This window comes from Vicinamibacteria bacterium (assembly GCA_035570235.1).
GTDB lineage: Bacteria > Acidobacteriota > Vicinamibacteria > Fen-336 > Fen-336 > DATMML01.
Genome location: DATMML010000015.1, coordinates 108,057 through 131,703 on the forward strand (window position 1 = coordinate 108,057; position 23,647 = coordinate 131,703).

A 23,647-nucleotide genomic window follows, 5' to 3' on the forward strand; every position below is an offset into this window, starting at 1 on the left:
GGCGGCGGGCGCGAACCGCCCCCCGGCCGGCTCAGCCCTGACCGACGAGCTCCCGAAACCGGGCCTCGCCGCGCAGGCCCCCCAGCGCGGGCTCGATCCGGGCGCGGGTGATCGTGAAGCGGCGACGCATGGCGGCCGCCTTCTCCAGGCAATCCAAGGCCTCCCCGGTCTCCCCGCGGAGAGCGTGAATGCAAGCAGCGTAGTAGCGGGTGAAGGGGTCGTCGGCGCCCAGGCGGATCCGCTGCTCGAAACCCTCGAGGGCGGTCGCGAAGGCCGCGCCCGCCTCCTCCCTCCTCCCCTCGCCCAAAAGGGCAGCGCCCAGCCGCATGTGCAGCTCGATGGAGGTTCGATTTCGGAGGGCGTGATCGACGCGTTGCATGAAGGCCAGCTCCCGCTGGAAGTGTTGGATGGCCTCGCCGTGTCGGCCCTGGAGAGAGGCCAGGTGCCCCAGCCGCATGTAGGCGCCCACGATGAGAATCCCCTCCTGACCCGAGAGGAAAGCCTCCTGCAGCTCCACCGCGCGTTGGGCCACGGCCTCCCCCCGCGCGAACTCGCCGAGCAGGGCCAGGCAGTGCGAGAGCTGGAGGGCCGACCAGCCCGCCTGGGGGTTCCGGACGAGCGCTTTCTCGTAGTACGCCGTCGCCTCCCGGAAGCGGGCCAGGCCCACGAAGTGGGCCCGGCCCATTGCCCCCAAGGCGCCGGCGTCCTCGGGGTCCAGCTCCAGCGCCCGGCGGATGGCCTGGACCCCCTCGTCCTCGCGGCAGAGGGAGACGAGGACGGCGCCCAGCTCGCGCCAGCCGCGGACGAGGCCGGGACGCAGCGCGAGAGCCTTGCGAAAGCTGGCCAGGGCCCGCTCGTGGAGGGCGGGGATGGCCAAATAGTCGGCTTTGTTGGCGTAGGCCGAGCCCAACTCGAGGTGGGCCCGCGCGTAGGCGGGGTCGAGCTCCACCGCCCGCTCGAAGAGGAACACCGCCCGGTCCAGCGACTCAAAAGTCTCCACCTGCAGGTTGATGACGCCCTTGGCGAAGGCCTCGTAGGCTTCGATGACGCGGGTTTCGTCGGGGCCACGCTCGGCGGGGGCAGGCGTCAGACGCAGGGCGGAAGACAGCTCCCGTGCAATCCGGTCCTGGAGCTCGAAGATCTCCGAGAGGCGTCCATCGATCTTGACCGTGTGCACGACCAGGCCCGTCTGGACCTCCGTCAGGCGGGCCGTCACCCGCACGGTCTCCCCCGCGCGCTGGAAACCGCCCAGCAGGACCCAACGGGCCCCGAGCTCACGCCCCGCGCGCAGGGCCACGCCCTCATCCGCTTCTCCCCCTCCCGCGCCCAGCTTGCGCAGCATCTCGTGGATGCGCCCGCGGGCCACGACGGTCAAGCCTTCCGCGCTCCTCAGGTCCGCCGTCACCGTCTCCGCGATGCCCGTTCCGAGCCAGTCATCCTCATGGTTCCTCGTGATGTTGATGAAGCTCATGACGGCCACTGCGGGGGCGCCGGGGGGCAGGGGAGCGGGGGCCGGGAGCGGGCTCCCGTTCCTCACCGCCGAGAGCTCCGTGCAGACCTCGCGCATGTCCGCCTGCCGCTGGTCCCGGTCCTTGGCCAGCATCCGTAGGAGGATGGCCTCGACCCCGGGCAGCCGAGGATCGGTCAGGCGGGGGACCAGCGCGGGTGGGTCCCGGCGCAGGATTCCGTCCAGGATCTGGACCGCGTTGGCACCGACGAAGGGCGGATGTCCGGACAGAAGCTCGTACAGGACGACGCCCAGGGAAAAGATGTCGGCGCGGCCGTCGGTCTCCTGTCCCAGGGCTTGCTCCGGTGCCATGTAGGCCACCGTCCCCGCCAGCTCGCCCGCCGCCGAGCGGCGGGCGGGATCGCGGCTCCATGTCGACTCGATATCGCCGGCCAGGACCTGCCGGTGGGCGAGGCCGAAATCCAGCACCTTGACCCGGCCGCTCTCCGTCACCATCACGTTGGACGGCTTCACGTCCCGGTGCACCACCCCCCGGGCGTGGGCTTCGGCCAGGGCCTCCGCTACCTGGCCCACGGTGTCGAGGATGGCGTCCAAGTCCAGGTCGGGCCGACGGGAGAGCTCGGCCAAGGTGCGGCCGGCCACGTACTCCATGGCGATGAAGGGGACGGGGCCCTCCCCGCGGTCCAGCTCGTCGACCTCGTAAATGACGGCGATGTTGGGGTGGTTCAGGGCGGAGGCGGCGCGGGCCTCCCGCAACAAGCGGGCGCGCGCCTCCTCGTCGCGGTGGGCCTCCGGGCGGAGCATCTTCAGAGCCACCGGCCGGCGCAGCCGCAGGTCCTCCGCTCGGTACACTTCGCCCATCCCGCCCTCCCCCAGGCGCTCCAGCAAGCGGTAGTGGGACGCGATCTCGCCAAGCACAGGGATCATTATGGGCCCCGGGGAGCGGGAGCGGAAAGACGCGGCGCGGGGACGGGAATCGGCCCGGACCCAGGAGCGGGCAGGCCCTTTTCAGTTTCTCCGGGCGATCGCGGGGGGTTCGGCTTCGATCGCCTTCCGCGGGGCTGCTAATATTCCGGGCCGCGCCATGCCCTTCGCCTACTACGACCGCCTCTCCGCCCGCGCCCAGGACATCTACCGACGCAGTGACCGCGTCTCCGAGATCCGCCTGCCCCACCCGGAGGCGCTCCGCGACCTCGTGGCGGGCCTCCGCACGGCCTTGGAGAGCGGCGACGGCAAGGCGGTGGAGGTTGCGGCGGGCTTGCTCGGGCGGGGCCTGACCGAGATGTTGGAGGTGCGGCCGGTCGCCGTGCAGGTCCTCCGCGTGCGGCCGAGCTCCAGCGGAGGCGAGCTGCAGGGCCTCTACACGCCCGACCCCCGTCGTACCCCGCAGATCCAGCTGTGGATGCGCACCGCCCATCACCGCCGGGTGGTGGCCTTCCGCACTTTCCTCCGCACGCTGCTCCACGAGATCGGCCATCACCTGGACTACGAGTACCTGAAGCTGGCCGACTCCTTCCATACCGAGGGCTTTTTCCGCCGGGAGTCCAGCCTCTTCACGCAGCTGGTCCCCACCGCTCCGGCCGGCGGCGCCCCGGTGTAGTCTAGGCTCCGAGGGAACCTGGATGACCCGCCTTGTCGGCCTCGCCTGCGTCATCGTGTTCACCGCCTGCCGGGCATCCTCTCCCGGAACGCCCCCGCCCCTGTTCGATTGCCGCGTGGCCGTCGAGCCGCTTTTGGTCAAGCTGAAGGCGAGCGGAGGAGACCCGGGCCGCATCCTCCGGCCCCGAAGCTCGGCGGACCTCCTGTCGCTAACGAGCGGGAAGCGGTACAAGTTCGCCAGCCTGCGGGACGGCCGGCTCGCGATCGCCCCCCTGCCGGCGGATGCGGAGGCGAACGAGTACGTCCACCCGGTGCTGGCCGGGGGCACCCCCGTGCGCACCGCGGGAGGACTCTGGGTCGAGCACGACGGCTCGAGCCTCCGCAAGGTGACGGTGGACCAGGACAGCCGGGCCTATTGCCCCACCGCCGCCAGCTTGTCCGCCGCTCTCGTCGAACTCGCGCGCGTGGGGGTGCCCGCGGAAATCCTGCGGGTCGAGAATCGGCCCCCCGCCTGTGGGGAGACACCGGCGCCGGAGAGCAGACCCCGCTACGGTGAGCTGATGACGGAGGTGGGCCGGCGTTTCGAGCTCGCGGGTCGCAGCGTACGCAGCGGGCGCCTGGCCCTGGCCGCATACGAGCTGGGGGAGCTGCAAGAGATCTTCGATGACGATCTCCCCAAAGCGGCGCCTCCCCGCCGGACCGGGGCTGCGGACCTGCCCGGGGTCGCGGCGGCCTTCCGGCAAACGAACCTGCCCGAGTTGCTGGCCGCGGTCCGCGCGCGCGACGCTCGCGCTTTCGCGGCCGCCTATGCGCGGGCCGCCGAGACCTGCAACGGCTGCCACCGCGCCAGCGGCCACGAGTTCATCGAGGTTCCGACCCTGTCCGGGGCGCCCGTGCCGAGGCTCGATCCGCAGCGGTGAGGATCGAGACCCCGGCGCTGCCCCGGCCCCGACCCCATCCCCAGGGCCGCCCAGGGCCGCGCGCTCAGGACGCCTCGCCAGGCGCTACAATCGGGCACCGCCAGCGGAGGAAACAGTCATGGCCTACACGTACCACGAGCTGAAGAAGAAGACGATTGAGGAGCTGCGGGAGATCGCCCAGGGGATTACGCACGACGCTCTGAAGGGCTACACCCAGTTGAACAAGGAGCACCTGCTCCCGGCCCTCTGCACCGCTCTCGGTATCGATGCCCGTGAGCATCACACGGTCGTGGGCATCGACAAGAGCGCGATCAAGGGGAAGCTCCGTGAGCTCAAGGGCGAGCGCGACAAGGCCCTAGGTGCGCACGATCATAAGCTGCTCAAGCAGATCCGCCGCCAGATGCACCGCCTCAAGCGCCGGGTCCGCGCGGCCACCGTCTGAGGGCTCTCCCCCCCGCCGCCCGAGGCCAAACCCAGCGCGAGGACTCTGGGTAGGGCCCTCCTCTTGCCGGAGGGCTGGGGGCAAGGGATCATGCGCGCGTGGCCACACCTCGCCCGGACCCGACCTCGGAGGGAGTCCCCCTTGCCCGAGGCCTCCTGGCCGGCCTGAGCACGGCCAAGCTGCTCATCCACGTCCTCCTCGCCAATCGCTATGGCTACTTCCGCGACGAGCTCTACTTCCTGGATTGCGGCCGGCACCTAGACTGGGGCTACGTCGATCACGCTCCCCTCATCGGCCTCGTGGCCAGGCTCGCCCTCTTCCTTGGTGGCTCGCTGCCCGCGCTGCGGATCTTTCCCGCGGTGGCGGGGGCGGCGCTGGTGGCCCTGACGGGCTTGATCGCCTGGCGGCTGGGAGGCGGGCGCTTCGCTCAGGGCCTCGCCGGTCTGGCCGTCATCGTCATGCCCATCTACCTGGGCATCGACAGCATCCTCACCATGAACGCGTTCGAGCCCCTCTTCTGGATGGGGTGCGTGTATTTGCTGGTCCGCATCATTCAAACCGGGTCATCCCGCTTGTGGATTCCCTTCGGGGTCCTGGCCGGCCTCGGCCTCATGAACAAGCATTCGACGGCCTTCTTCCTGCTCGCGGTGGCAATCGGCCTGCTCCTCAGCCCCGAGAGGCGCGAGCTGCGCAGACCGGGGCCTTGGCTGGCTTGCGCCGTCGCTCTCTTGATCTTCCTCCCCAACCTCTGGTGGCAGGTCCAGCACGGCTTCCCGACCCTCGAGGATCTCCGGAACGTAGCCCGTATCGGCAAGAACGTCGTGCTGGGGCCGGCGGCGTTTGTGGGCCAGCAGATCCTCATCATCCATCCCGTGCTCATGCCCGTCTGGCTCACCGGGCTGGGTTATCTGCTCCTCGCTCGGCGGGGCCGGTATCGCGCCCTGGGGGTCGCGTTCGTGGCCTTCTTTCTGATGCTCTTCGCGCTCAAGGGCAAGAACTACTACCTGGCCCCCATCTACCCGATGCTTCTTGCCGCGGGGGCGGTGGCCATCGAGGACGGCCTCGCCCGCGGGCCACGCTGGCTCCGCGGCCTCTGGCCGAAGGTCCGCATCGTGGCCGTGATCCTGGTCGCGGGCGCGGTGACCGCCCCCTTGGTCCTGCCCCTGCTCCCGCCCGAGAAGTACGTCGCCTACCAGACGTGGCTCGGCGTCCGCCCGCCCCGGACCGAGGTTCACCATGACGGCCCGCTGCCCCAACTCTTCGGCGACCAGTTCGGTTGGGAGGAGCTGACCGTCGAGGTAGCGAGCATTTACGCCGCCCTTTCCCCGGAGGAGCGCGCGCGCGCAGGCGTCTTTGCGAACAACTACGGAGAGGCGGGCGCCATCGACCTCTTCGGCCCGCGCTACGGGCTACCCGCCGCCATCAGCGCGCACCAGACCTATTTCTTCTGGGGACCGCGGGGATTCCAGGGAGACGTGCTGATCGTGCTCCAGGATAACCGGCAGAGCCTGGAAAGGCTCTGCGCGTCCGTGGAGCAGGCGGGCGAGCACTATCACCCCTGGGGTATGGAGGAAGAGAATGGCCCCATCTTCGTCTGCCGCGGCTTGCGCACGCCGCTGGTCGAGCTCTGGCCCCGGCTCAAGAATTGGAATTAGGGCCTCATCTCCTCCAGGCGGTCAAGGATGAGCCCGTGGAACTGGGAATCCGCTCTGCTGAAGAGCCAGCCCAGGTGTTCCTGGCAGCGCGGGCAGTGCTCGATCTGCCAACGGTAGGGGGGAAACCAGCTCCAGTACGGGCTCGGCTCTCCGACCGGGATCAACCCCTCTGCCCGGGCGAAGCAACCGATGTGGTAGTGGATGCCGGCGGGGTTCACGAACCCGTGCTCGTGCCCGCCCGCCATCTCTATCCGCGCCGCGTGGGTGGTGACGGGAAACCGGCAGCGGGCGCAGGCCAGGATCCGATCCTCGTCCTTGGCCTCCCCACGACCGGGCACCGGTGCGACAGTCTCCGCCCGCCGGTCGGCTCGCGCCCGAAGGCAAAGGCGCTCCCCAGAGACCGCACCCCGGTCCCACCATTTTGCGGCCGCCCGGCGCGGGTCGCGAAAGGCGGGGTCGAGTATTGCTTGCGGCGCGCCGGGGAGGGGATGCTGCCCCCTCCCTTCCGCGGCGGCGGCCACGCTCAGGGGCAACGGCAGGGAGGACAGCCGCTGTCGAGGACGATCCTCCATTTTCCCTCCTCCTCCCGGCGCCAGACCGAGGTGAAGGTTCCGACGCGGTTCCCCCCTGGATCGCGCACCGGGCCGGTACTCAGGGCCAGGGTGCCGGAGTCGAGCACCTCGACCCGCTCCGGCTCCCAAGAGAAGGGGGCGTGGGGTTGCTCGTAAAGCGCCTTCCAGCCTTGGGCTACGGCCGGCTGGCCGCGCAAGGTGCCCTGGGCGGACAGGAAAACCGCCTCCACGGCGAGGAAGGACGCAAAAGCCTGGTGATCGCGATCGGCCATGGTCTTGGCGAAGGCCCGCTCCGTGTCCCAGACCTGGCGGGCGAGGTCAGCCCGCGACTCGGAGGACGTCTCGACGGGGACGACGGCGGCCAGGAGGGTCACCCCGGTCAACAGCCATCTCATTTTTCACCTCCCGGGGGCGGGAAGCCTCAAAACAACGAGAGCTGGGAATCGTCGCCCACCACCCCGTTGAAGTCCAGACCCAGCAGGGCCAGCACTGGGTCCGCGATCGGCTGCACCTGCTTCTGGACGTAATGCTCATAGTCGATCGGGCTCCGCCGCCCGTCCAGGGGCTCGGGCCCCGCCACCGTCATGAGATACGCGATGCGCCCGCGCGCCCTGCCGGGCATCTTGCGCGCCGCCGCCACATGCGGGGGGGTGGTGGCGGTATAGGCGGCGGGGTCCTTGCGCAGCGCCTTGCGGTACACCAGCTGGTCGTCGAGCCGGCCCGCGCGGAGGTCAGCCACGACCCGCCGGAGATAGTCCTCTACCGGGCGGTCCGAGAAGAGACGCGCGAAGAGCTCGCGCTGGGCCTCCTTGGCGAGTTCGGTCCAGTCCCCCCGCACGGCCTCCATGCCGGTGAAAACCACCCGCGCGCCGGCCGGGCCCTCGACGAGCCCCGCATAACGCTTGCGCGCGCCGATGGTGCCCCGGCGCACCGCGGGGAGATACAGGCGCGAATAGACCCTCTCGAACTGGAGCTCCAGGCCGCTGCGGACGTGCCAAGTACGTTCAATGTGGGCCGCGAGATCGCGGGTGAGGTCCGCGGCCAGGGTCTCTCCCAGCCTCTGGGCCGCCGCGGGGTCGGCCTCCCCGGACTCGAGGAACAGGCTGTCGGTGTCCCCGTAGAGCACACGCCGGCCGCCCGCCTCGATCCGCGCCTTGCCCCAGAGCAGGATCTCCCTCCCGAAGCTCGTGATGGCATTGGCCAGCCGCGGGTCGTGGAACCGACAGGCCGGGGTTCCCAGCACGCCATAGAAGGAGTTCATGAGGATCTTGATGGCGTGACTCTTGACCTGTTCCCCCGCCCTTCGGGCCGCGTCGCGGAGGGGCAGGATCTCATCCAGGAGTTGCGTGAGGATGCCGGGCCGGCGCGCGAAGGCGGCGCCGTTCGGGGCCAGGATGGGATCCGGATCCTCCACCACCCCCGGTCGGAGCAGGTTCAAAGGATCGATCTGAAACGTCCGGATCAGGCTCGGGTAGAGGCTCTTGAAGTCCAAGACGACCACGTTCCGGTAGAGGCCAGGAAGAGGTTCGAGTACGTGGCCCCCGCCGGTCGGCTCGGTGGGCCCCTCCCCGGCCCCGACGCTGGGGGCGACCACGCCCCGCCGCCCCAGCTCGCTAAGGTAAAGGAAGTCGAAGGCCGCGATGGAAGAGGAGACGCGATCCGGGGGCAGGCCGGTCAGGCGGCTGCGCTCGACCGCTAGCTCCACCAGGCGGAGCTTCTCCAGGATCTCGAGGGCCAGGCGCGCGTCCGTGGCGTTGTAGTCCACGAAGCGTGGCCGGTCCTCCTTGAAAAGGCGCAGGATCTCCTCCGCCCGGCCGTGCCCAGAGATGCTCTTGCCCTCCCCCAACACCTCGCGGGCCACTCCGTCCAGGCTGTAGTCGCCCATGCGGACGAAGGCGCCCCGCAAGAGATGGATGCCGTCCAGGACCACGCGCCCCGGGACAATCGCCTCGTGCGTTCGCCCCCAGCCCCGGGCTCGGAGCCGCAACCGCCCGGGGCCCCGGCCGAGCTCGGTCGACACGCCCAGGGCGCCGGCCAGGCGCGCCAACACGGCCAGGTCAAACTCCACGATGTTCCAGCCGGTGAGGACATCGGGGTCGAGCTCCCGGATCCGCTGGCAGAATCCGATGAGGAGCTCGCGCTCGGTGGCAAAGGGAATCGCATGGGGAGGGGTCGACCAGCCGGGGGGCGTGAGGAGCAGGACCTCCGTGGCCCCGGCACCGTGGATCCCGATCGAGAGGAGCCGCCGAGCTCGGGGGTCAGTCTCGATGTCAAAGGACAAGACGGAGAGCCGGGGCGTCCAGTCGGCGGGACCAAGCGCAGGGTCTTCGAAGACTAGGCCCAGGCCGGGGACGGAACGCGCCTCGCCACGGATCCACAGCGACCCCCGGATCCCCCGGTCGATGAGGTACCGCACCGCGAAGCGAATGTCCGCCTCGTGGCAGCGTATCCCCGCCCGCCTCAAGCCTTCGCGTAGGGGGAGGGTGTCGGAGGGTGTTGTCACCTCGACCCGAGACACGGGTTTGCCCTCGAGCGAGACTTTGCCCGCGGGCGTGATCCGCCCCGCCCCCAGTTCACGGGCGCGCTCGGCGTCGTCCGTCTCCACGTAGAAGTGCGGGACCTCGCGGTGGTCGCGGACGAGAAACGCTCGCCCGTCCTCGAGCCGCCCGTAGAGGTGGATCACGGGCTGGCCCGACTCGATACGGTAGGTCGGCTGCAGAATGAATCCGCGAAGGGGAGCGGGCATGCCGGGGGCCAGGCAGTTGGAACCGCGGGAGTTGTATCACATCCCCTGCCGCCGGGCCGTCCTCTTCGCTTGCCCCTCGCCGACCCGAGGGAGTGGGGAGGTCAAGGTTCCCGGCTGGGGCTAGAATCGGAATCAGGCTCGTGGCCAACCCCGCCCAGCGACATCCCGCCAACGCTCCTGGTCCCTGGTTCGTGGACCTCTCCTGCATCAATTGCGACGTGTCCCGTCAATGCGCGCCCGGAATGTTCGGGGAGGCCGACGACCAGGCGGTGGTCGTTCGCCAGCCCGCCACCCCCGACGAGGTGCGGGACGCCACCCGGGCCATGCTCGCGTGCCCCACCGCCTCCATAGGCGTCACGGGAGAGAAGCCCCCGACCGAAGGCCTCTTTCCCCAGCGCCTCGAGGACGGCGTCTACTACTGCGGCTTCACTTCCCGCCGCTCGTTCGGGGCGAACCCGTACTTCGTCGAGCAGGAAGGGGGAAACCTGCTCGTGGACTCGCCCCGGTTCGTGCCCGCGCTCGTGGACGCCTTCGAGAGCGCGGGCGGCCTCGCCCACGTCCTCCTCACCCACGGCGACGACGTGGCCGAGGCGGAGCGCTACGCGCGGCACTTCCGCGCACGGGTCTGGATCCACGAAGGTGACGGTGCGGCCGCCCCCTTCGCCACCGACGTCCTCCGGGGCCTGGACGCCGTGGCCCTCACGCCCGTTCTCACGGCCATTCCCGTGCCCGGCCACACCCGGGGCAGCGTCGTCTACCTGCTTGGGGGCCGCTTCCTCTTCAGCGGAGACTCGCTGTACTGGAGCCGCCGCCGCGGCCGGCTCTCTGCCTTCCGGGACGCCTGCTGGTACTCCTGGGCGGAGCAAGCCCGGTCCCTGGCCCGCCTGGAGGGGCACCCCTTCGAGTGGGTCCTGCCCGGCCACGGCAGTAGGGCCCACGGTCCCGCGCTACAGTGGCAGGCCGAGCTCCGGGACCTCGTGCGCTGGATGGCGGGTGCGGCCGGCCCCTCCGACTGGTGAACGGGGCCTCGCCCCGCGAGCTCGAACACCCGCATCGAGCCCTCGGCGGGGGAGCTCCCGGGAAGTATCCAGTCCATTGAATCCCAACCTTGCGCTCGCCCGGCAGAAAGCGTATGAAGTGCGGGCCATCCTGCTTGAGGAGCCCAGATGATCCCTCCCCGTGGCCTAGCCGCTGCCCTGTTCATTGCCGCTTTCGTGGCCATCCCGCCCGCCACGGCAGTCGCCGCTACGCGAGCCAAGGAGGCGCAGCCCGACGGCTTCTACCGCTATCCCACCATCGGCGGAGGGATGATCGTCTTCGCCGCCGAAGGGGACCTCTGGAGGGTCCCCGTGGGCGGCGGTGTCGCCGTGCGCCTGACCGCCCACGAGGGCGAGGAGCGCTTCCCTCGGATATCGCCCGACGGTCGGCTCCTCGCATTCACGGCCCAGTACGAAGGGAACGACGACGTCTACGTGATGCCCCTGGCGGGGGGGGAGCCCTCCCGTCTCACCTTCCATCCCGCGCCCGACCAGGCGATTGGCTGGACCGCCGACGGCAAGATCCTCTTCCGGAGCCGCCGCGATCATCCCCACGGGGACTACCGGGTCTACAGCGTCTCTCCGGAAGGAGGAATTCCGGACATGATCCCCCTCGAGCCCGCGGCCTGGGTCAGCTTCGAGCCCGGGGGCTCACGACTGGCGCTGCAGAAGATGGGACTCGAGTTCCACAACTGGAAGCGCTACAAGGGCGGCGAGGCGGAAGAGATCTACGTCGGCACCCTGGAGCCGCTCGCCTTCACCAAGGTCACGACCTACGACGGAAAGAACGCCTTTCCCATGTGGGCCCCCGACGGGCGGATCTACTTTGTGACCGACCGCTGGGGCCGACCGAACCTGGCCTCGATGAAGCCCGACGGGAGCGACGTCAAGAGGCTCACGCACTTCGAGGACTACGACGTGCGTTGGCCGGCGATGAGCGACGGCAAGATCGTCTATCAGCACAAGATGGACATCTGGCTCTTCGACCTCGCCTCTGCCAAGAACGAGCAGGTCACAATCCAGCTGCCCAGCGACCGGCTGCAGGTGCGCGAGCGCTTTGTCGACCCCCGGCCGACCCTGCGGTCCTGGGGGCTCGCGAAGGACGGGGAGCGCATGGTCCTCGAGACGCGGGGCGACGTCTGGGTCGCGCGCACACGAAAGAAGGGCCTCATCCGCCGGATCACGCAGGATAGCGCGGCCCGGACCAAGTCACCCGTCTTCGCCGCCGATGGCAAGACCATTGCGACCTGGACGGAGGTGAACGGGGAGGAGCAGCTGCTTCTCCACGCCGCCGACAACGGCGGCCCTCCCAAGCAGGTGGGTCTCCTTCCGCCCGGCTGGCACTCTGCGCCCGCCTTCTCGCCGGACGGAAGGAGGATCGCTTGGGGGGACGAGAAGTACCGGCTCCAGGTCTCGGACGTGACGAGCGGCAGCGCGTCGGTTCTGGACAAAGGGGAGTGGGAGATAACCCGCTACACCTGGTCTCCGGACAGCCGGTACCTGGCCTACGTCGTGACCCTCCAGAACCTCTATACCCAGGTGAAGGTCTGGGACGGGCAGTCGAACAAGACCCATGAGGTCAGTGATCCGATGTACAACTCCTTCTCTCCCGCCTGGGACGCGAAGGGAAAGTACCTCTACTTCCTCTCCGATCGTTACATCAACCCCTACCTCGACCGCAACGAGGCCCGATTCATCGTCAACGAGGCCACGGTGCCGTGCGTCCTGGCCCTCCAGGCCGACGGCACCCTGCCCTTCGCCCCCCGGGGCGACACCGACCCCATAACGCCGGAGGAGAAGAAGGACCAAGGCAAGAGCGACGCCAAGAAGGACGAGAAGAAGGATGCGCCGGCCAAGGAGGAGAGGGTGGAGCCCATCCGGATCGACTTCGACGGGTTGGCCGATCGCTTGGTTCAGGTGCCGGTGGCGCCGGGGAACTACGACGAGCTCCGCGCGGTGGAAGGGAAGCTCCACTGGCTGAAGGCGCCCAACCGCGGACTGATGCCGCCGGGCGATGAGACGGAGAGACCGGGAGCCGAGCTTCAGACCTACGAGATCGAGAAGGAGAAGGTCTCGACGGTCGTCCCCGGCGTGCTGGCCTACGAGGTCTCGCTAAACGGCAAGGTCCTCGTCTACCAGACCAAGGACGGGTTTGTTCGGCTGGAGGCGGGTGCCACCGCGGCCCCCAAGGACGAGGCCGCCCAAGAAGCCAGGATCGACCTCTCCGGCTGGTCGGTGGGCATCAACCCCCGGGAGGAATGGAAGCAGATGCTCCACGAAGCCTGGCGCCTGCAGCGTGATTTCTTCTACGACCCGAAGATGCACGGCGTCGACTGGGACGGCGTCTGGAAGCAGTACGGTCCCCTCGCCGATCGCATTTCCTCGCGCGACGACCTCGAGGACATGCTGGGCGAGATGTTCGGCGAGCTGAACGTGGGGCACGCCTATCACTCAGGGGGGGACCTGCGCCGGGGCAAGCCGGTGGGGACGGGGCTCCTCGCCGCTGATCTCAAGTACGACCCGGCCAGCGGTTTCTGGCAGATTGAGAAGATCTACCGGGGGGATTTTCCGGATCCCCAGTGGAGCTCCCCCCTGGCCCGGCCCGATCTTCGGGTCAAGCCGGGGCAGTGGCTGGTGGCCATCGACGGCAGGCCGCTGGCCAAAGGCGAGGACTACCTGAGACGGCTCGAGGGCCGCGCGGGGCAGGAAGTGGAGCTGTCGATCGGCAACGCCCCCCGGCTCGAAGGGGCGCGACGGGTAGTGGTCAAGACCGTCCCTGATGACCGGCGCATCCGCTACGCGACCTGGATTCGGGAGACCCGCGAGTACGTGGACAAGAAGAGCCATGGCCAGATCGGGTACCTGCACCTCTACGACATGGGGGGGCTCGGCCTGCAGCAGTTCTCCCGCGACTTCCCACCCCTGTGGAACAAACGCGGTCTGATCGTGGACGACCGCTGGAACCACGGCGGGTTCGTGGCCCCCATGATCCTGGCCCACCTGCAACGGAAGGTGCTGGCGGTGGGGGGGACGCGCTACGGGGCCGTGGACACCGTCCCTTCGCACGCCTTCCACGGTCACCTTCTCGCTCTCATCAATCGTCAGGGAGGGAGCGACTGCGAGACCCTGGCTCTGGGCTTCAAGGAGTTCAAGCTGGGACCGGTCGTCGGCACCCGCACCTGGGGCGGCTGGGTGGGCATCCGGGGGGATAAGCCCTTGCGCGACGGAGGGATGGTCACCGAGCCCGAGTTCGGCGGCTGGGACCCCAAGGGTCATGAGTGGATCATCGAAGGGCACGGCGTCGACCCTGACGTGGAGCTCGATCTCGGCCCCGATGGGCTGCTCCGCGGCCGGGACGTGCAGATCGACTACGCCGTCGACCAGCTGTTGGGTCAGATCGCGCAAGATCCCCAGGACCTGCCCCCGGCCCCGCCGATCCGGCCGCGACCCCTCCAGCCCGTGAAGTGAGCGCGGTCGCCCGCGCGGCGGGGTCAGCGGAAGCGAACGAGCGATACGAGGATCTCGCGCGTCTGGCCGTCCGCCGGGCGCCACTGGACGAGGATCGGGCTTTGGTACGTGCCGCGGACCAAACGGGCTTGCCCCTGTCCGGGGTGGTCGGAAGCCAGGAAGCTGACCCGCCGCGAGCGCAGGAAGCGGCGTGCGGGTACGGCCATGACTTTGGCGACAAGCCGCTCCACCGCCGACTCGTCGAGCCGGAAGGCCTCCATGAGGGTGTTCAGGACCCGCACGAAGTCGTACTTCGCGTAGTTGATGGTCTTGCCCGGGATGGCGAGGGGATCCTCGAGCATGTGGCGGCTCTTGAGGGCCGCGAATTTCAAGGGGTTGCGCAGGATCTCCACCAGGTCGTGCTGCATCAGCAGCGTCTCGTACTCGTTCACGGTGAGCCCGGCGTGACGCTCGCCGGGGGGGAGGGCGATGTCGACACGCCCCTTTTCGAGGCCGGCGCGGCTCAGCCTCTCGTTGATGGCGTCAATGATGCCGAGGCGGGGATCGGCCAAGTTGATGGAATCGATGGGGTGGCGGGACACGGGAACCGTGAGACGTGTCCGGTCCACCACCTCTTCATCGTCGTAGGCGAGCACGCTGGTCGTCCGTTGCCGAGGCGTTCCCGTGTTGACCCCGTCCAAGTCTATGAAATAGACGGGGGTACCGGGCCGGTTACGATAGGTAACGCAGTTGCGCATCCCGGAGCCGATGAATGTCAGGTGGGAGTCCCCGTTTCGCGGCTCTACCTCCTGCTGCTCCGGGGAGAGCTCCGCCCTTAGGTGGACCTGGTCATGTCGATAGGCCCCATTGGGGGGAAAGAGGGTGCGGAAGGTCCGGAAAAAGAGGTCTAAGCGGTCGCTGCGGTGGTGCAATCGGGCGGAGAGGCTGTGCTGCAAGTACCCGGCCGTGGTGTGGAGCGACGAGTAGAGGGCCCTCCGGTAGCGCGCCAGGAGGTCGCCGTCCTCGACCGCGATCTTGAGGGCGACATCGATGGCGTCGTAACGGCGCTCGGGTTCGAGGGTGAGTCGCAGCTCCCTAGGTGGCAATGCCGTTACTATTACGCTATTACTGGCCTCCGGGCGATGTCAAGTTGAGGCCGGCGGGGGTTGGCCGTCCGGGCTAGAATTTCGGGGCATGGCCGAAGTACCCGTCTTCGCGCGGCTTGTCGAAAACATCGGGCGGGTGGTGCTGGGCAAGCGGGGGGCGGTGGAGACGGTGGTGGCCGCCCTCCTCGCCCGGGGGCACGTGCTCCTCGAGGACGTACCAGGGGTGGGGAAGACCGTACTTGCCCGCGCCCTCGCCCGTTCCATCCGGGCCGATCTGCGGCGGGTCCAGTGCACACCGGATCTGCTACCCAGCGACGTAACGGGTGTGTCCCTCTATAACCCAAAGGAGCTCAGCTTCGAGTTCCGCCCCGGGCCCGTTTTCACCCATATCCTCCTCGCGGATGAAATCAATCGGGCGACACCACGCACCCAGTCGGCCTTCCTGGAAGCCATGGAGGAGCGACAGGTCTCGGTGGACGGCGCCACCCACCCCCTTCCCAGCCCCTTTTTCCTGATCGCGACCCAGAATCCAATCGAGCTGGCGGGGACCTTTCCGCTGCCGGAAGCCCAGCTCGACCGCTTTCTGGTGCGCCTTTCTCTGGGCTACCCGGACGACGCCACCGAGGTCCAGGTCATGACCGCCCAGCGCACAAGCCATCCCCTGGAGAGCTTGGAGCCCGTGACCGACCTTGCCCCTTTGGTGGCCGCCCAGGAGGCGGTGACCCGGGTCTTCGTCCACGAGTCGATCGTGCGCTACATCCAGCGGCTGGTGGCGGAGACCCGCCGTCACACCCACGCCGCCTACGGCGCGAGCACCCGGGGAGCCACCGGGCTCGTGCGTGCCGCCCAAGCCCTGGCTGCGATCGGGGGCGACCGTTTCGTGACCCCCGAGCACGTGCAGAGGCTGGCGGAGAGCGTTCTCGCCCACCGATTGGTTGTGAAGCCACGCTCCCGCGTCCAGGGAGTGGATGGGCGGATGGTGGTGGCGGACGTGATGCAGAGGGTAGAGGTGCCGATCGACCTCGAGCCGGCCTGACCATGGATGGAGGGTCGTCGCCCGCCTATCGCCACGTGCTGCTTGCCGCCTGTCCTCTGGCCGGCCTGCTCGGCCTGGCTCTGGGCCTACCCGCCCTGAGGGCCTTCGCCGCCGCCTCCTCCCTTCTTCTTCTCTTCGCTTACGCCCTCCCGCACCGGCGCCTGCGCGGGCTCGCCATCCGCCGCGAGCTCTACCCCAGCGCTTTCGAGGGCGAGGGGGTCGCGGTGTCCCTCGTTCTAGAAAACCACGGGGGAAGGACCGTCCATCTCGTGGAGATTGCGGATAGTTTCGGCCCGGGTCTGGCCCACCGGCAGCTCCTCCTCGAGCCCGGACCCCTGCACGGGCGGTGTAGCCGTCGCCTGACCTACCGAACCTTCTGCTCGCGCTCGTGGGGGATCTATTCCGTGGGGCCCCTCTCCCTCCGCACGGCTGATCCCATGGGGCTCTTCCCGACCCGGCGCTCCATCCTCCAGGTCGAGCCCTTCGCCGTCTACCCCCGGGTCTATCCGGTCGAGGGCATCGAGCGCCTGGGTGGGCGGGCAACCGCCACGCCCCAGCCCACGACCCGGGACCGGTCCGGCCAGAGCCTGGCCTACCTCGGGGTGCGGGACTACCAACCCGGAGACGAACTGCGGCGGGTGCACTGGCCGGCCACCGCCCACCGGGGCCGCCCGGTCGTTAAGGTGCAGGAAGTCGACCTTGTGCCCTACCTGTCGTTGTTCCTCGATCTCGAGCGCGCCCACCGAGCGGGCACCGGCCTGAAGTCCACCCTCGACTACCTCGTGCGCTCGGCGGCCTCCTTGCTGGCCTCCGCCCTCCGCGTGGGCGACACCGTGCAAGTCTTCGCCGAGGGACGCTCGCCCCTCCTCCTGCCGCCGGGGCAGGGGGACGTCCACCTCGCCCATGGGCTGTGGGAGTTGATCCGGGCACGGCAGGAAGGGACGGCGTCGCTCTTCGAGCTGGTACTCCGTCACCGCCCGGCCCTTCCTGAGGGTTCCACGGCCGTGCTCCTCCTCGGGACCATCTCCTTTGCGGACGAGGATCTCGACGAGGTCCTGGAAGCCCTGGCCGCCCGGCGCATCCAGGCGTTCGTCCTGCTCGTGAACAATCACTCGTTTATCCCCATCGACCATCGGGTGCTGCCCCGAGAGCAGGCGGAGGAGCGGACGCGTGAGCTTCTGGCCCTCCTTCGCCACCGGGGCGTGGCGGGGACGGTGCTGAGCGCGGAGGATGACTTGGAGGAGGCCTTGGGACGAGTGGACAGCCTGGGGATGCCGGCGTGAGCGCGCCCCGCCCCCCGGCGGCGGGGGCTGCCTTGGCCTCCGCCCGCTCCCTGGCTCTCTACGGGCTTTCCCTGAGCGCGGGGGCGGGCGTGGCCCTCGCCTGGCCGGGGCACGGAGACCCAACCCTGGGGCTCGCGGGGGCGGCCCTGGGCCTGGCCGCAGCCCAGGTCCTGGGGGACGGACTCTCCCCGTGGCTGGAGGGAACTCTGGGGCCCCGCGCGCGCCTCAAGGCGCGCTCCTGGGCAGGCGTGCTGTACACCGGCATCGCCCTCCTCGGTCTGGCCGTCGTCGTCGTAGAGCCTAGACTGCTGCGTCCGGCAGGCACCCTTTTTCTTCTCTTGCAGGGGTTGTTCCTCCTCGGCGGGCCTCCCTTCGGGGGTTCGGTCCTGGCCGTGGCCAACGCCCTCGTGCTCGTGTTCCTGGTTTCCTTCCGCGGGGGGCTGGTCGCCGCCGCCTGCGTCACGGGTTCGCTGGGCCTGCTCGTCTTTTTCCTGACCCTCGACCACTACACACGCCAGCTCTCCTGGTATCCCCACCGGGATGTCTTCTTGACGGGGGCGGCCCTGCGCCAGGCCGCAGCCGTAGCCGCGCCCCTGGTGCTGGGCCTTTCCCTTTTCTTTGCCCTCTACCCACCCGCGTCCTACGCGCGCCTCCCCCTCCCGGACACCGACTCCGCGGCGCGGTCGGAGCAAGTGGCCAAGGCCTACCGCCGCCTTCTCCTGCTCGCGATCGCGGGCGGAGGGTGTGTTCTTCTCGCGACCCGGCTTTTCCGGCGGGGTCCGAGGGAAGAGCCGCCCCGGGAGGAGCTGGTGGAGCCCCAGCGCGGCCAGGAGGAGACCCTCCCGAGACCGCCCCACCGCCGTCGACTCTACCTGGGCACGCGGGGCCGCATCGTGCGTGCCTACCTGCGCGTCCTTTCCCAGGGCCCTCGCTTGGGCCTCCGTCTCCGGCCGAGCCTGACCCCCCGGCAGATCGCGGCCTACCTTCGTTACCCGGCGGCGGCGGTGGCAACCCTCACAACCCTCTTCCTGGAGGCCCGTTACGGTCCGGAAGAACCCGTAGAGACGGAGGCCCGCGCGGCCGAAGCAGCGGCCGGGAGCATCCTGGCCCGACCACGCTCCGCCGCGGTCGCTCGCCGCGCGGTGCCCGAAGCCGGGGGTTGAGGGCTATGGACTTCGATCGGCTGGTCGACTTGGTCGATCGCGTCCGATCCACCACAAAAAAGACAGAGAAGGTCTCGCTTCTCGCCGAGTTTCTCCGCCAGACGGAGGGGAGAGAGACCGCGCTCGCGACGCTCTATCTCTCGGGCGACCTCCCCCAGGGCCGGATCGGCATCGGCTGGAAGATGGTGCAGGCCGCGATGACCGAGCAGCCCCCCTCCGGACCCCCCCAAACCCTGCTCGACGTGGACCGGGCCTTGGGCGCGATCGCGGCCGAGGAGGGCCCGGGCTCCTCCGAGCGCAAGATCCGAGGTCTCCGGGCCCTTCTGGAGCGAGCCGACGCCCGAGGCCGCCGCCTGTTGGCCGGGCTACTCATGGGGGAGCTCAGGCAGGGAGCGCTCGAGGGGCTCGTGAAAGAGGCGGTCGCCCAGGCCGCCCGTCTTCCCCCGGCGGACGTCCGGCAGGCCGCCATGTTCTCGGGCAACCTCGGGGAGGTGGCGCGGGCCGCCCTAGAGGAGGGGGCGGCCGGCCTCTCCCGGTTCTCGCTCCGGCTCCTCTCGCCGGTGGCACCCATGCTCGCCCACACCGCGGACGACGTGGGCGAGGCCCTCGAACGGCTGGGGGAGGCAGCCTTCGAGTACAAGCTGGACGGGGCCCGGATCCAGCTCCACAGGGCGGGGGACGACGTCCGGGTCTTCACCCGTCAGCTCCAAGATGTCACGCCGCGGGTGGGGGAAGTCGTGGCCTGGGCCCGGGCCCTCCCCACCCGGGGCATCGTGCTGGAAGGGGAGACCATATCCCTAAGGCCCGAGGGAAAACCGCAACCCTTCCAGGTCACCATGCGGCGGCTGGGCCGGTCGAAGGGGGTGGAGGCGGCCCGTCAAGAGCTCCCGCTCTCTTCGTTCTTCTTCGACTGCCTATACCTGGAGGGCGAGGGTCCGCTCGTCGCGCTCCCCTACGCGGAACGGGCGGAGCGTCTCCAGCGCATGATCCCCTCCGCATCCCTCCTGCCCCGCATTGTTACGGGCCGCCCGGAAGTGGCCCAGCAGTTCATGCGCCAGGCTCTGGAGGCGGGGCACGAAGGGCTCATGGCCAAATCGCTGACCGCTCCCTACACCGCCGGCCAACGCGGCTTCCACTGGCTCAAGCTCAAATCCGCGCGGACGCTCGACCTCGTAGTTCTGGCCGTGGAGTGGGGGAGCGGCCGTCGGAAAGGCTGGCTCTCCAACTTGCACCTGGGAGCACGCGATTCCGCGAGCGGCCAGTTCGTCATGCTCGGGAAGACGTTCAAGGGGCTCACCGACGCGAGCCTCAAATGGCAGACGGAGAAACTCCTCTCCCTGGAAGTGGGACGGGATGACTGGACGATCTATGTGCGCCCGGAGCTGGTGGTGGAGATCGCGTTCAGCGATGTCCAGGAGTCGCCTCGGTATCCCGCCGGTCTCGCCCTGCGCTTCGCGCGCGTGAAGCGCTACCGTCCTGACAAGTCGGCCCAGGAAGCCGATACCATCCAAACCGTCGCCGAGATCTTCCGCCAGCAGCGGGCCTGAGGGCGCGCCCGTCGACCGCTCTCCCGCGGGCCGGGCGTCCAATGGCCAAGGAGCGGGCGCAGCGGGGAGGGGCCGGTTGACCGCACTGGAGGAAGGGCGTAGGTTTCCCCCCGACCGAGGAGGGAGCCCCAAGATCGCCATGGAGATATTGGACCCAGGTAAGGCCTACGACGTCTGCATTGTCGGCTCGGGAGCCGGCGGGGGGATGGCGGCCAAGGTACTGACGGAGGCGGGGGCGGACACGGTTCTGCTGGAAGCGGGGCCCTGGTGGGACGTCGAAAAGGACGGGGCGATGTTCAAGTGGCCGTACGAATCGCCGCGCCGGGGAGCGGGCCACCGCTTGAAAGGCTTCGGAGAGTTCGACGGGAGCATCGGAGGCTGGGACCTGGAGGGCGAGCCGTTCACGACCGCTAAGGGCAGCTCGTTCATGTGGTGGCGCAGCCGCATGCTGGGCGGGCGCACGAACCACTGGGGGCGCATCTCCTTGCGCTTCGGTCCCTACGACTTCAAGGGCCGGAGCCGCGACGGGCTCGGCGACGACTGGCCCATCTCTTACGAAGAGCTCAAGCCCTTCTATGACAAGTTGGACCGGCTGGTGGGCATCTTCGGCTCCCAGGAGAATCTCCCCAACGAGCCGGACGGCGTCTTTCTTCCCCCGCCCGCGCCGCGCTGCTACGAGCTTCTGGTCAAGCGCGCTTGCGACGACCTCAAGATCACCTGCATCCCGTCCCGGCTCTCCATCCTCACCCGGCCGCTCAACGGCCGGGAAGCCTGCCACTATTGCGGACAGTGCAACCGTGGATGCTCCACGCACTCCAACTTCTCCACCCCCTCCGTCCTCCTGCCCCCCGCGCTCAAGACCGGCCGGCTCAAGATCGTGACCGGGGCCATGGCGCGGGAGGTGCTGAGCAATTCCGAGGGCCGGGCCACCGGCATCTCCTACATCGACACCGCCACCGGACGCGAGAAGCAGGTCCGGGCCCGCATCGTGGTACTCGCCGCCAGTGCCTGCGAGTCGGCCCGCCTCCTCCTCAACTCGAAGTCGTCGCGTTTCCCGGACGGTCTGGCCAACGGCAGCGGCGCCGTCGGTCGCTACCTGACCGACACCACCGGCACCGAGGTGGTGGGGCACTTTCCGCAGCTCATGGACGGGCTCCCCCACAACGACGACGGCACGGGGGGCATGCATCTCTTCATGCCCTGGTGGTTGGACAACCGGAAGCTGGATTTTCCCCGCGGTTACCACGTCGAATTCTGGGGTGGCCGGGGCGTCCCCAGCTACGGGTTCATGCACAACATCCACAAGATGAGCGGGGGGGGGTACGGCCGGTCGCTGAAGGCCGACTACCGCAAGTTCTACGCTTCCACCATTGGCTTCTCCGGCCGCGGGGAGATGATCCCCAATAAGGACTCCTTTTGCGAGATCGACCCCGACGTGGTCGACCGCTGGGGGATCCCGGTGCTGCGGTTCCATTGGAAGTGGTCAGACTACGAGCTCAACCAGGTCAAACACATGCAGGAGACGTTCCGGCTCATCGTCGACAAGTTGGGTGGCAAGGCCCTGAGCAAGATGCCGGACCGGGAGGAGGAGTACGGGATTTCCAAAGGGGGACAGATCATCCACGAGGTCGGGACAACGCGGATGGGCGACAGCCCGCGCACGTCCGTGCTCAACAAGTACTGCCAAGCCCATGAAGTCCCAAACCTTTTCGTGGCCGACGGGGGTCCCTTCGTCAACAACGCGGACAAGAACGTCACTTGGACCATCCTCGCTCTGGCCATGCGGACCTGCGAGTACATCGCGGAGGAGAGGCGGAAGGGAACGCTTTAAGGGAGCAGAGACAGATGGCCGAGATCGGACGCCGGGGACTGCTGAAGATGCTGGGGGTCGTACCCGTGGCCGCCGCCCTGCCCGTGGCTCGGGCGGAGGTCCCGCCCGCCGCTCCCCGCGCCCGGGAGGCGAAGGCCCGAGCGGGCGCTTTCCCGCCAAAATTCTTCACCACCCGCGAATACGCCACCGTGCGGGTGCTCGCGGACGCCGTGATCCCCCGCGACGAGCGCTCGGGAAGCGCCTCCGACGCCTTGGTGCCCGAGTTCATGGACTTCATCATGATCGATCCCATGGCCAACGACCGTGAGCGCGAGCGGCGGCAGACCGCGATGCGGGGCGGCCTGGCCTGGCTGGACGCGGAGTGCGGGCGGCGCTTCGCCAAGGCCTTCCTCGAGTGCAGCGAGGGGGAGCGGGCGCAGGTGCTGGACGATATCGCCTGGCCAGAGAAGGCCCGCCCGGAGATGAGCCACGGCGTGAAATTCTTCAACGACTTCCGCGACCTCACCGCTTCCGGCTTCTGGAGCAGCCGCATGGGGGTCGAGGACCTCCAGTACCAGGGCAACACGGTCGTCGTGGACTGGACGGGGTGCCCCCCGGAAGTGCTCAAGAGGCTCGGACTCTCGCCCGCAACCAAGCCCTGAAGCGGCGACGGCTACGAAAGAGGCCCCCCATGCCAGAGGTGAACGTCGCCCTCATCGGCTACGCCTTCATGGGGCGGGCCCACAGCAACGCCTATCGCCAGGTCGGTCCTTTCCTCAACCCCCGGCTCAAGCCGCGGCTCAAGGTCCTGTGCGGCCGGAACGCCCGGGCGGTGGGGGAGGCGGCCCGTCGGCTGGGCTGGGAGGAGACCGCTACCGACTGGCGCCAGGTGGTGAACCGCAAGGACATCCACCTCGTTGACGTGAGCACGCCTGGAGACAGTCACGCCGAGATCGCGATCGCGGCCGCGCGCGCGGGAAAAGCCGTCTTGTGCGAGAAGCCTCTGGCCAACACCCTCAAGGACGCCAAGGCCATGCTGGCGGCGGTTCGAAAGGCTGGCGTCGTCCACATGGTGTGCCACAACTACCGCCGCGTCCCCGCCGTGCAGCTCGCCCAAAAGCTCATCGAGCAGGGCCAGCTCGGCGAGATCCGCCATTTCCGCGCTACCTATCTCCAAGACTGGATCGTCGATCCCTCATTTCCCCTCGTCTGGCGCTTGCGCAAGGAGCGGGCGGGCTCGGGGGCTCTGGGTGACCTCGCATCGCATGCCGTGGATCTCGCCCGCTTTCTGGTCGGGGAGATCACGGAGGTGGCGGCGGCCCTGCGCACCTTCATCAAGGAGCGCCCGTTGCCCGAGAACCCCAAGAGGCGAGGGCGGGTCAGCGTCGACGATGCCGCGGCCGCGGTGGTCCACTTCGCGGGGGGTGCTCTGGGGACCATCGAGGCCAGCCGTATGGCGCCCGGCCGCCGTAACTACAACCGGTTCGAGGTCAACGGAAGCCTAGGCAGCGTGGTCTTCGATCTTGAGCGCCTGAACGAGTTGCAGGTCTTCCTGCGCTCCGACGCGGGCGCCATCCAGGGCTTCCACGACGTGATCGTCACCGACTCCGCGCACCACCCGTACATCAAGGCCTGGTGGCCGCCCGGCCACCTCATCGGCTACGAGCACACCTTCACCCACACCGTCTACGACTTGCTGGAGGCGATCGCGGACGCGAGAGTACCCCGCCCCAGCTTCGAGGACGGCGTGATCAACCAAACGGTGCTCGAAGCCATGGAGAAGGCCGCGCGGATGCGGCGCTGGGTGACCGTTTAG

General features: G+C 69.0%; 18 protein-coding genes. 13 read left to right on the forward strand and 5 right to left on the reverse strand.

Annotated elements, in window-relative coordinates:
* Positions 1–31: 31 nt before the first annotated feature.
* Positions 32–2,395, reverse strand: a complete 2,364-nt coding sequence (locus VN461_02755; GenBank protein HXB53673.1) for a protein kinase — start codon at positions 2,393–2,395, stop codon at positions 32–34.
* A gap of 157 nt (positions 2,396–2,552) precedes the next feature.
* Between VN461_02755 and VN461_02760 the strand changes: the two genes are divergently transcribed.
* The 4 genes from VN461_02760 (at position 2,553) to VN461_02775 (ending at position 6,084) form a co-directional block, all read left to right on the forward strand.
* On the forward strand, positions 2,553–3,068 hold the full coding sequence (locus VN461_02760) for a hypothetical protein (GenBank protein ID HXB53674.1): 516 nt from the start codon (positions 2,553–2,555) through the stop codon (positions 3,066–3,068).
* A 22-nt stretch (positions 3,069–3,090) separates the two neighbouring features.
* The gene (locus VN461_02765; GenBank protein HXB53675.1) at positions 3,091–3,987 is read left to right on the forward strand and encodes a hypothetical protein; all 897 of its coding nucleotides are present in this window, start codon (positions 3,091–3,093) and stop codon (positions 3,985–3,987) included.
* 118 nt (positions 3,988–4,105) lie between these two features.
* Positions 4,106–4,429 (forward strand): hypothetical protein, encoded by a 324-nt coding sequence (locus tag VN461_02770; GenBank protein HXB53676.1) that lies wholly within the window; start codon positions 4,106–4,108, stop codon positions 4,427–4,429.
* A gap of 98 nt (positions 4,430–4,527) precedes the next feature.
* Positions 4,528–6,084 carry a glycosyltransferase family 39 protein gene (locus VN461_02775; protein HXB53677.1) on the forward strand — a complete coding sequence of 519 codons (1,557 nt, stop codon included), beginning with the start codon at positions 4,528–4,530 and terminating at the stop codon, positions 6,082–6,084.
* On the opposite strand, the gene VN461_02780 is transcribed toward VN461_02775, so the two are convergent.
* Genes VN461_02780 through VN461_02790 form a run of 3 tightly spaced genes read right to left on the reverse strand, consistent with a single transcriptional unit; the run spans position 6,081 to position 9,402 of the window.
* Complete coding sequence (locus VN461_02780) at positions 6,081–6,656, reverse strand: cereblon family protein (GenBank protein ID HXB53678.1); 576 nt, start codon at positions 6,654–6,656, stop codon at positions 6,081–6,083. The two genes, VN461_02775 and VN461_02780, sit on opposite strands and share 4 nt — an antisense overlap.
* On the reverse strand, positions 6,608–7,051 hold the full coding sequence (locus tag VN461_02785) for a nuclear transport factor 2 family protein (protein HXB53679.1): 444 nt from the start codon (positions 7,049–7,051) through the stop codon (positions 6,608–6,610). The genes VN461_02780 and VN461_02785 overlap by 49 nt, the downstream gene beginning before the upstream one ends.
* A 26-nt stretch (positions 7,052–7,077) precedes the next feature.
* Positions 7,078–9,402, reverse strand: a complete 2,325-nt coding sequence (locus tag VN461_02790; protein ID HXB53680.1) for a DNA polymerase II — start codon at positions 9,400–9,402, stop codon at positions 7,078–7,080.
* 140 nt (positions 9,403–9,542) lie between these two features.
* On the opposite strand from VN461_02790, the gene VN461_02795 reads away from it, so the two are divergent.
* Positions 9,543–10,421 carry an MBL fold metallo-hydrolase gene (locus VN461_02795; GenBank protein ID HXB53681.1) on the forward strand — a complete coding sequence of 293 codons (879 nt, stop codon included), beginning with the start codon at positions 9,543–9,545 and terminating at the stop codon, positions 10,419–10,421.
* 147 nt (positions 10,422–10,568) lie between these two features.
* Positions 10,569–13,907, forward strand: coding sequence for a PDZ domain-containing protein (locus VN461_02800; GenBank protein HXB53682.1), 3,339 nt, complete (start codon positions 10,569–10,571; stop codon positions 13,905–13,907).
* 23 nt (positions 13,908–13,930) lie between these two features.
* Here the strand turns inward: VN461_02800 and VN461_02805 are convergent, their stop codons facing one another.
* Positions 13,931–14,992 (reverse strand): hypothetical protein, encoded by a 1,062-nt coding sequence (locus VN461_02805; protein HXB53683.1) that lies wholly within the window; start codon positions 14,990–14,992, stop codon positions 13,931–13,933.
* Positions 14,993–15,080: 88 nt separating this feature from the next.
* Here VN461_02805 and VN461_02810 point away from each other — a divergent pair, with 88 nt between their 5' ends.
* From VN461_02810 to VN461_02840, 7 genes are all read left to right on the forward strand, one after another.
* A complete protein-coding gene (locus VN461_02810; GenBank protein ID HXB53684.1) occupies positions 15,081–16,028 on the forward strand; it encodes a MoxR family ATPase in 948 nt (315 codons plus the stop codon).
* A gap of 2 nt (positions 16,029–16,030) precedes the next feature.
* Positions 16,031–17,311, forward strand: coding sequence for a DUF58 domain-containing protein (locus VN461_02815; GenBank protein ID HXB53685.1), 1,281 nt, complete (start codon positions 16,031–16,033; stop codon positions 17,309–17,311).
* The gene (locus VN461_02820; GenBank protein ID HXB53686.1) at positions 17,308–18,474 is read left to right on the forward strand and encodes a DUF4129 domain-containing protein; all 1,167 of its coding nucleotides are present in this window, start codon (positions 17,308–17,310) and stop codon (positions 18,472–18,474) included. The genes VN461_02815 and VN461_02820 overlap by 4 nt, the downstream gene beginning before the upstream one ends.
* Positions 18,475–18,479: 5 nt before the next feature.
* Positions 18,480–20,021, forward strand: a complete 1,542-nt coding sequence (locus VN461_02825) for an ATP-dependent DNA ligase (GenBank protein ID HXB53687.1) — start codon at positions 18,480–18,482, stop codon at positions 20,019–20,021.
* A gap of 139 nt (positions 20,022–20,160) precedes the next feature.
* The gene (locus VN461_02830) at positions 20,161–21,852 is read left to right on the forward strand and encodes a GMC family oxidoreductase (GenBank protein ID HXB53688.1); all 1,692 of its coding nucleotides are present in this window, start codon (positions 20,161–20,163) and stop codon (positions 21,850–21,852) included.
* A gap of 14 nt (positions 21,853–21,866) precedes the next feature.
* Positions 21,867–22,493, forward strand: coding sequence for a gluconate 2-dehydrogenase subunit 3 family protein (locus VN461_02835; protein ID HXB53689.1), 627 nt, complete (start codon positions 21,867–21,869; stop codon positions 22,491–22,493).
* A gap of 29 nt (positions 22,494–22,522) precedes the next feature.
* Entirely contained in the window at positions 22,523–23,647 is a 1,125-nt protein-coding gene (locus VN461_02840; GenBank protein ID HXB53690.1) for a Gfo/Idh/MocA family oxidoreductase, read from the forward strand.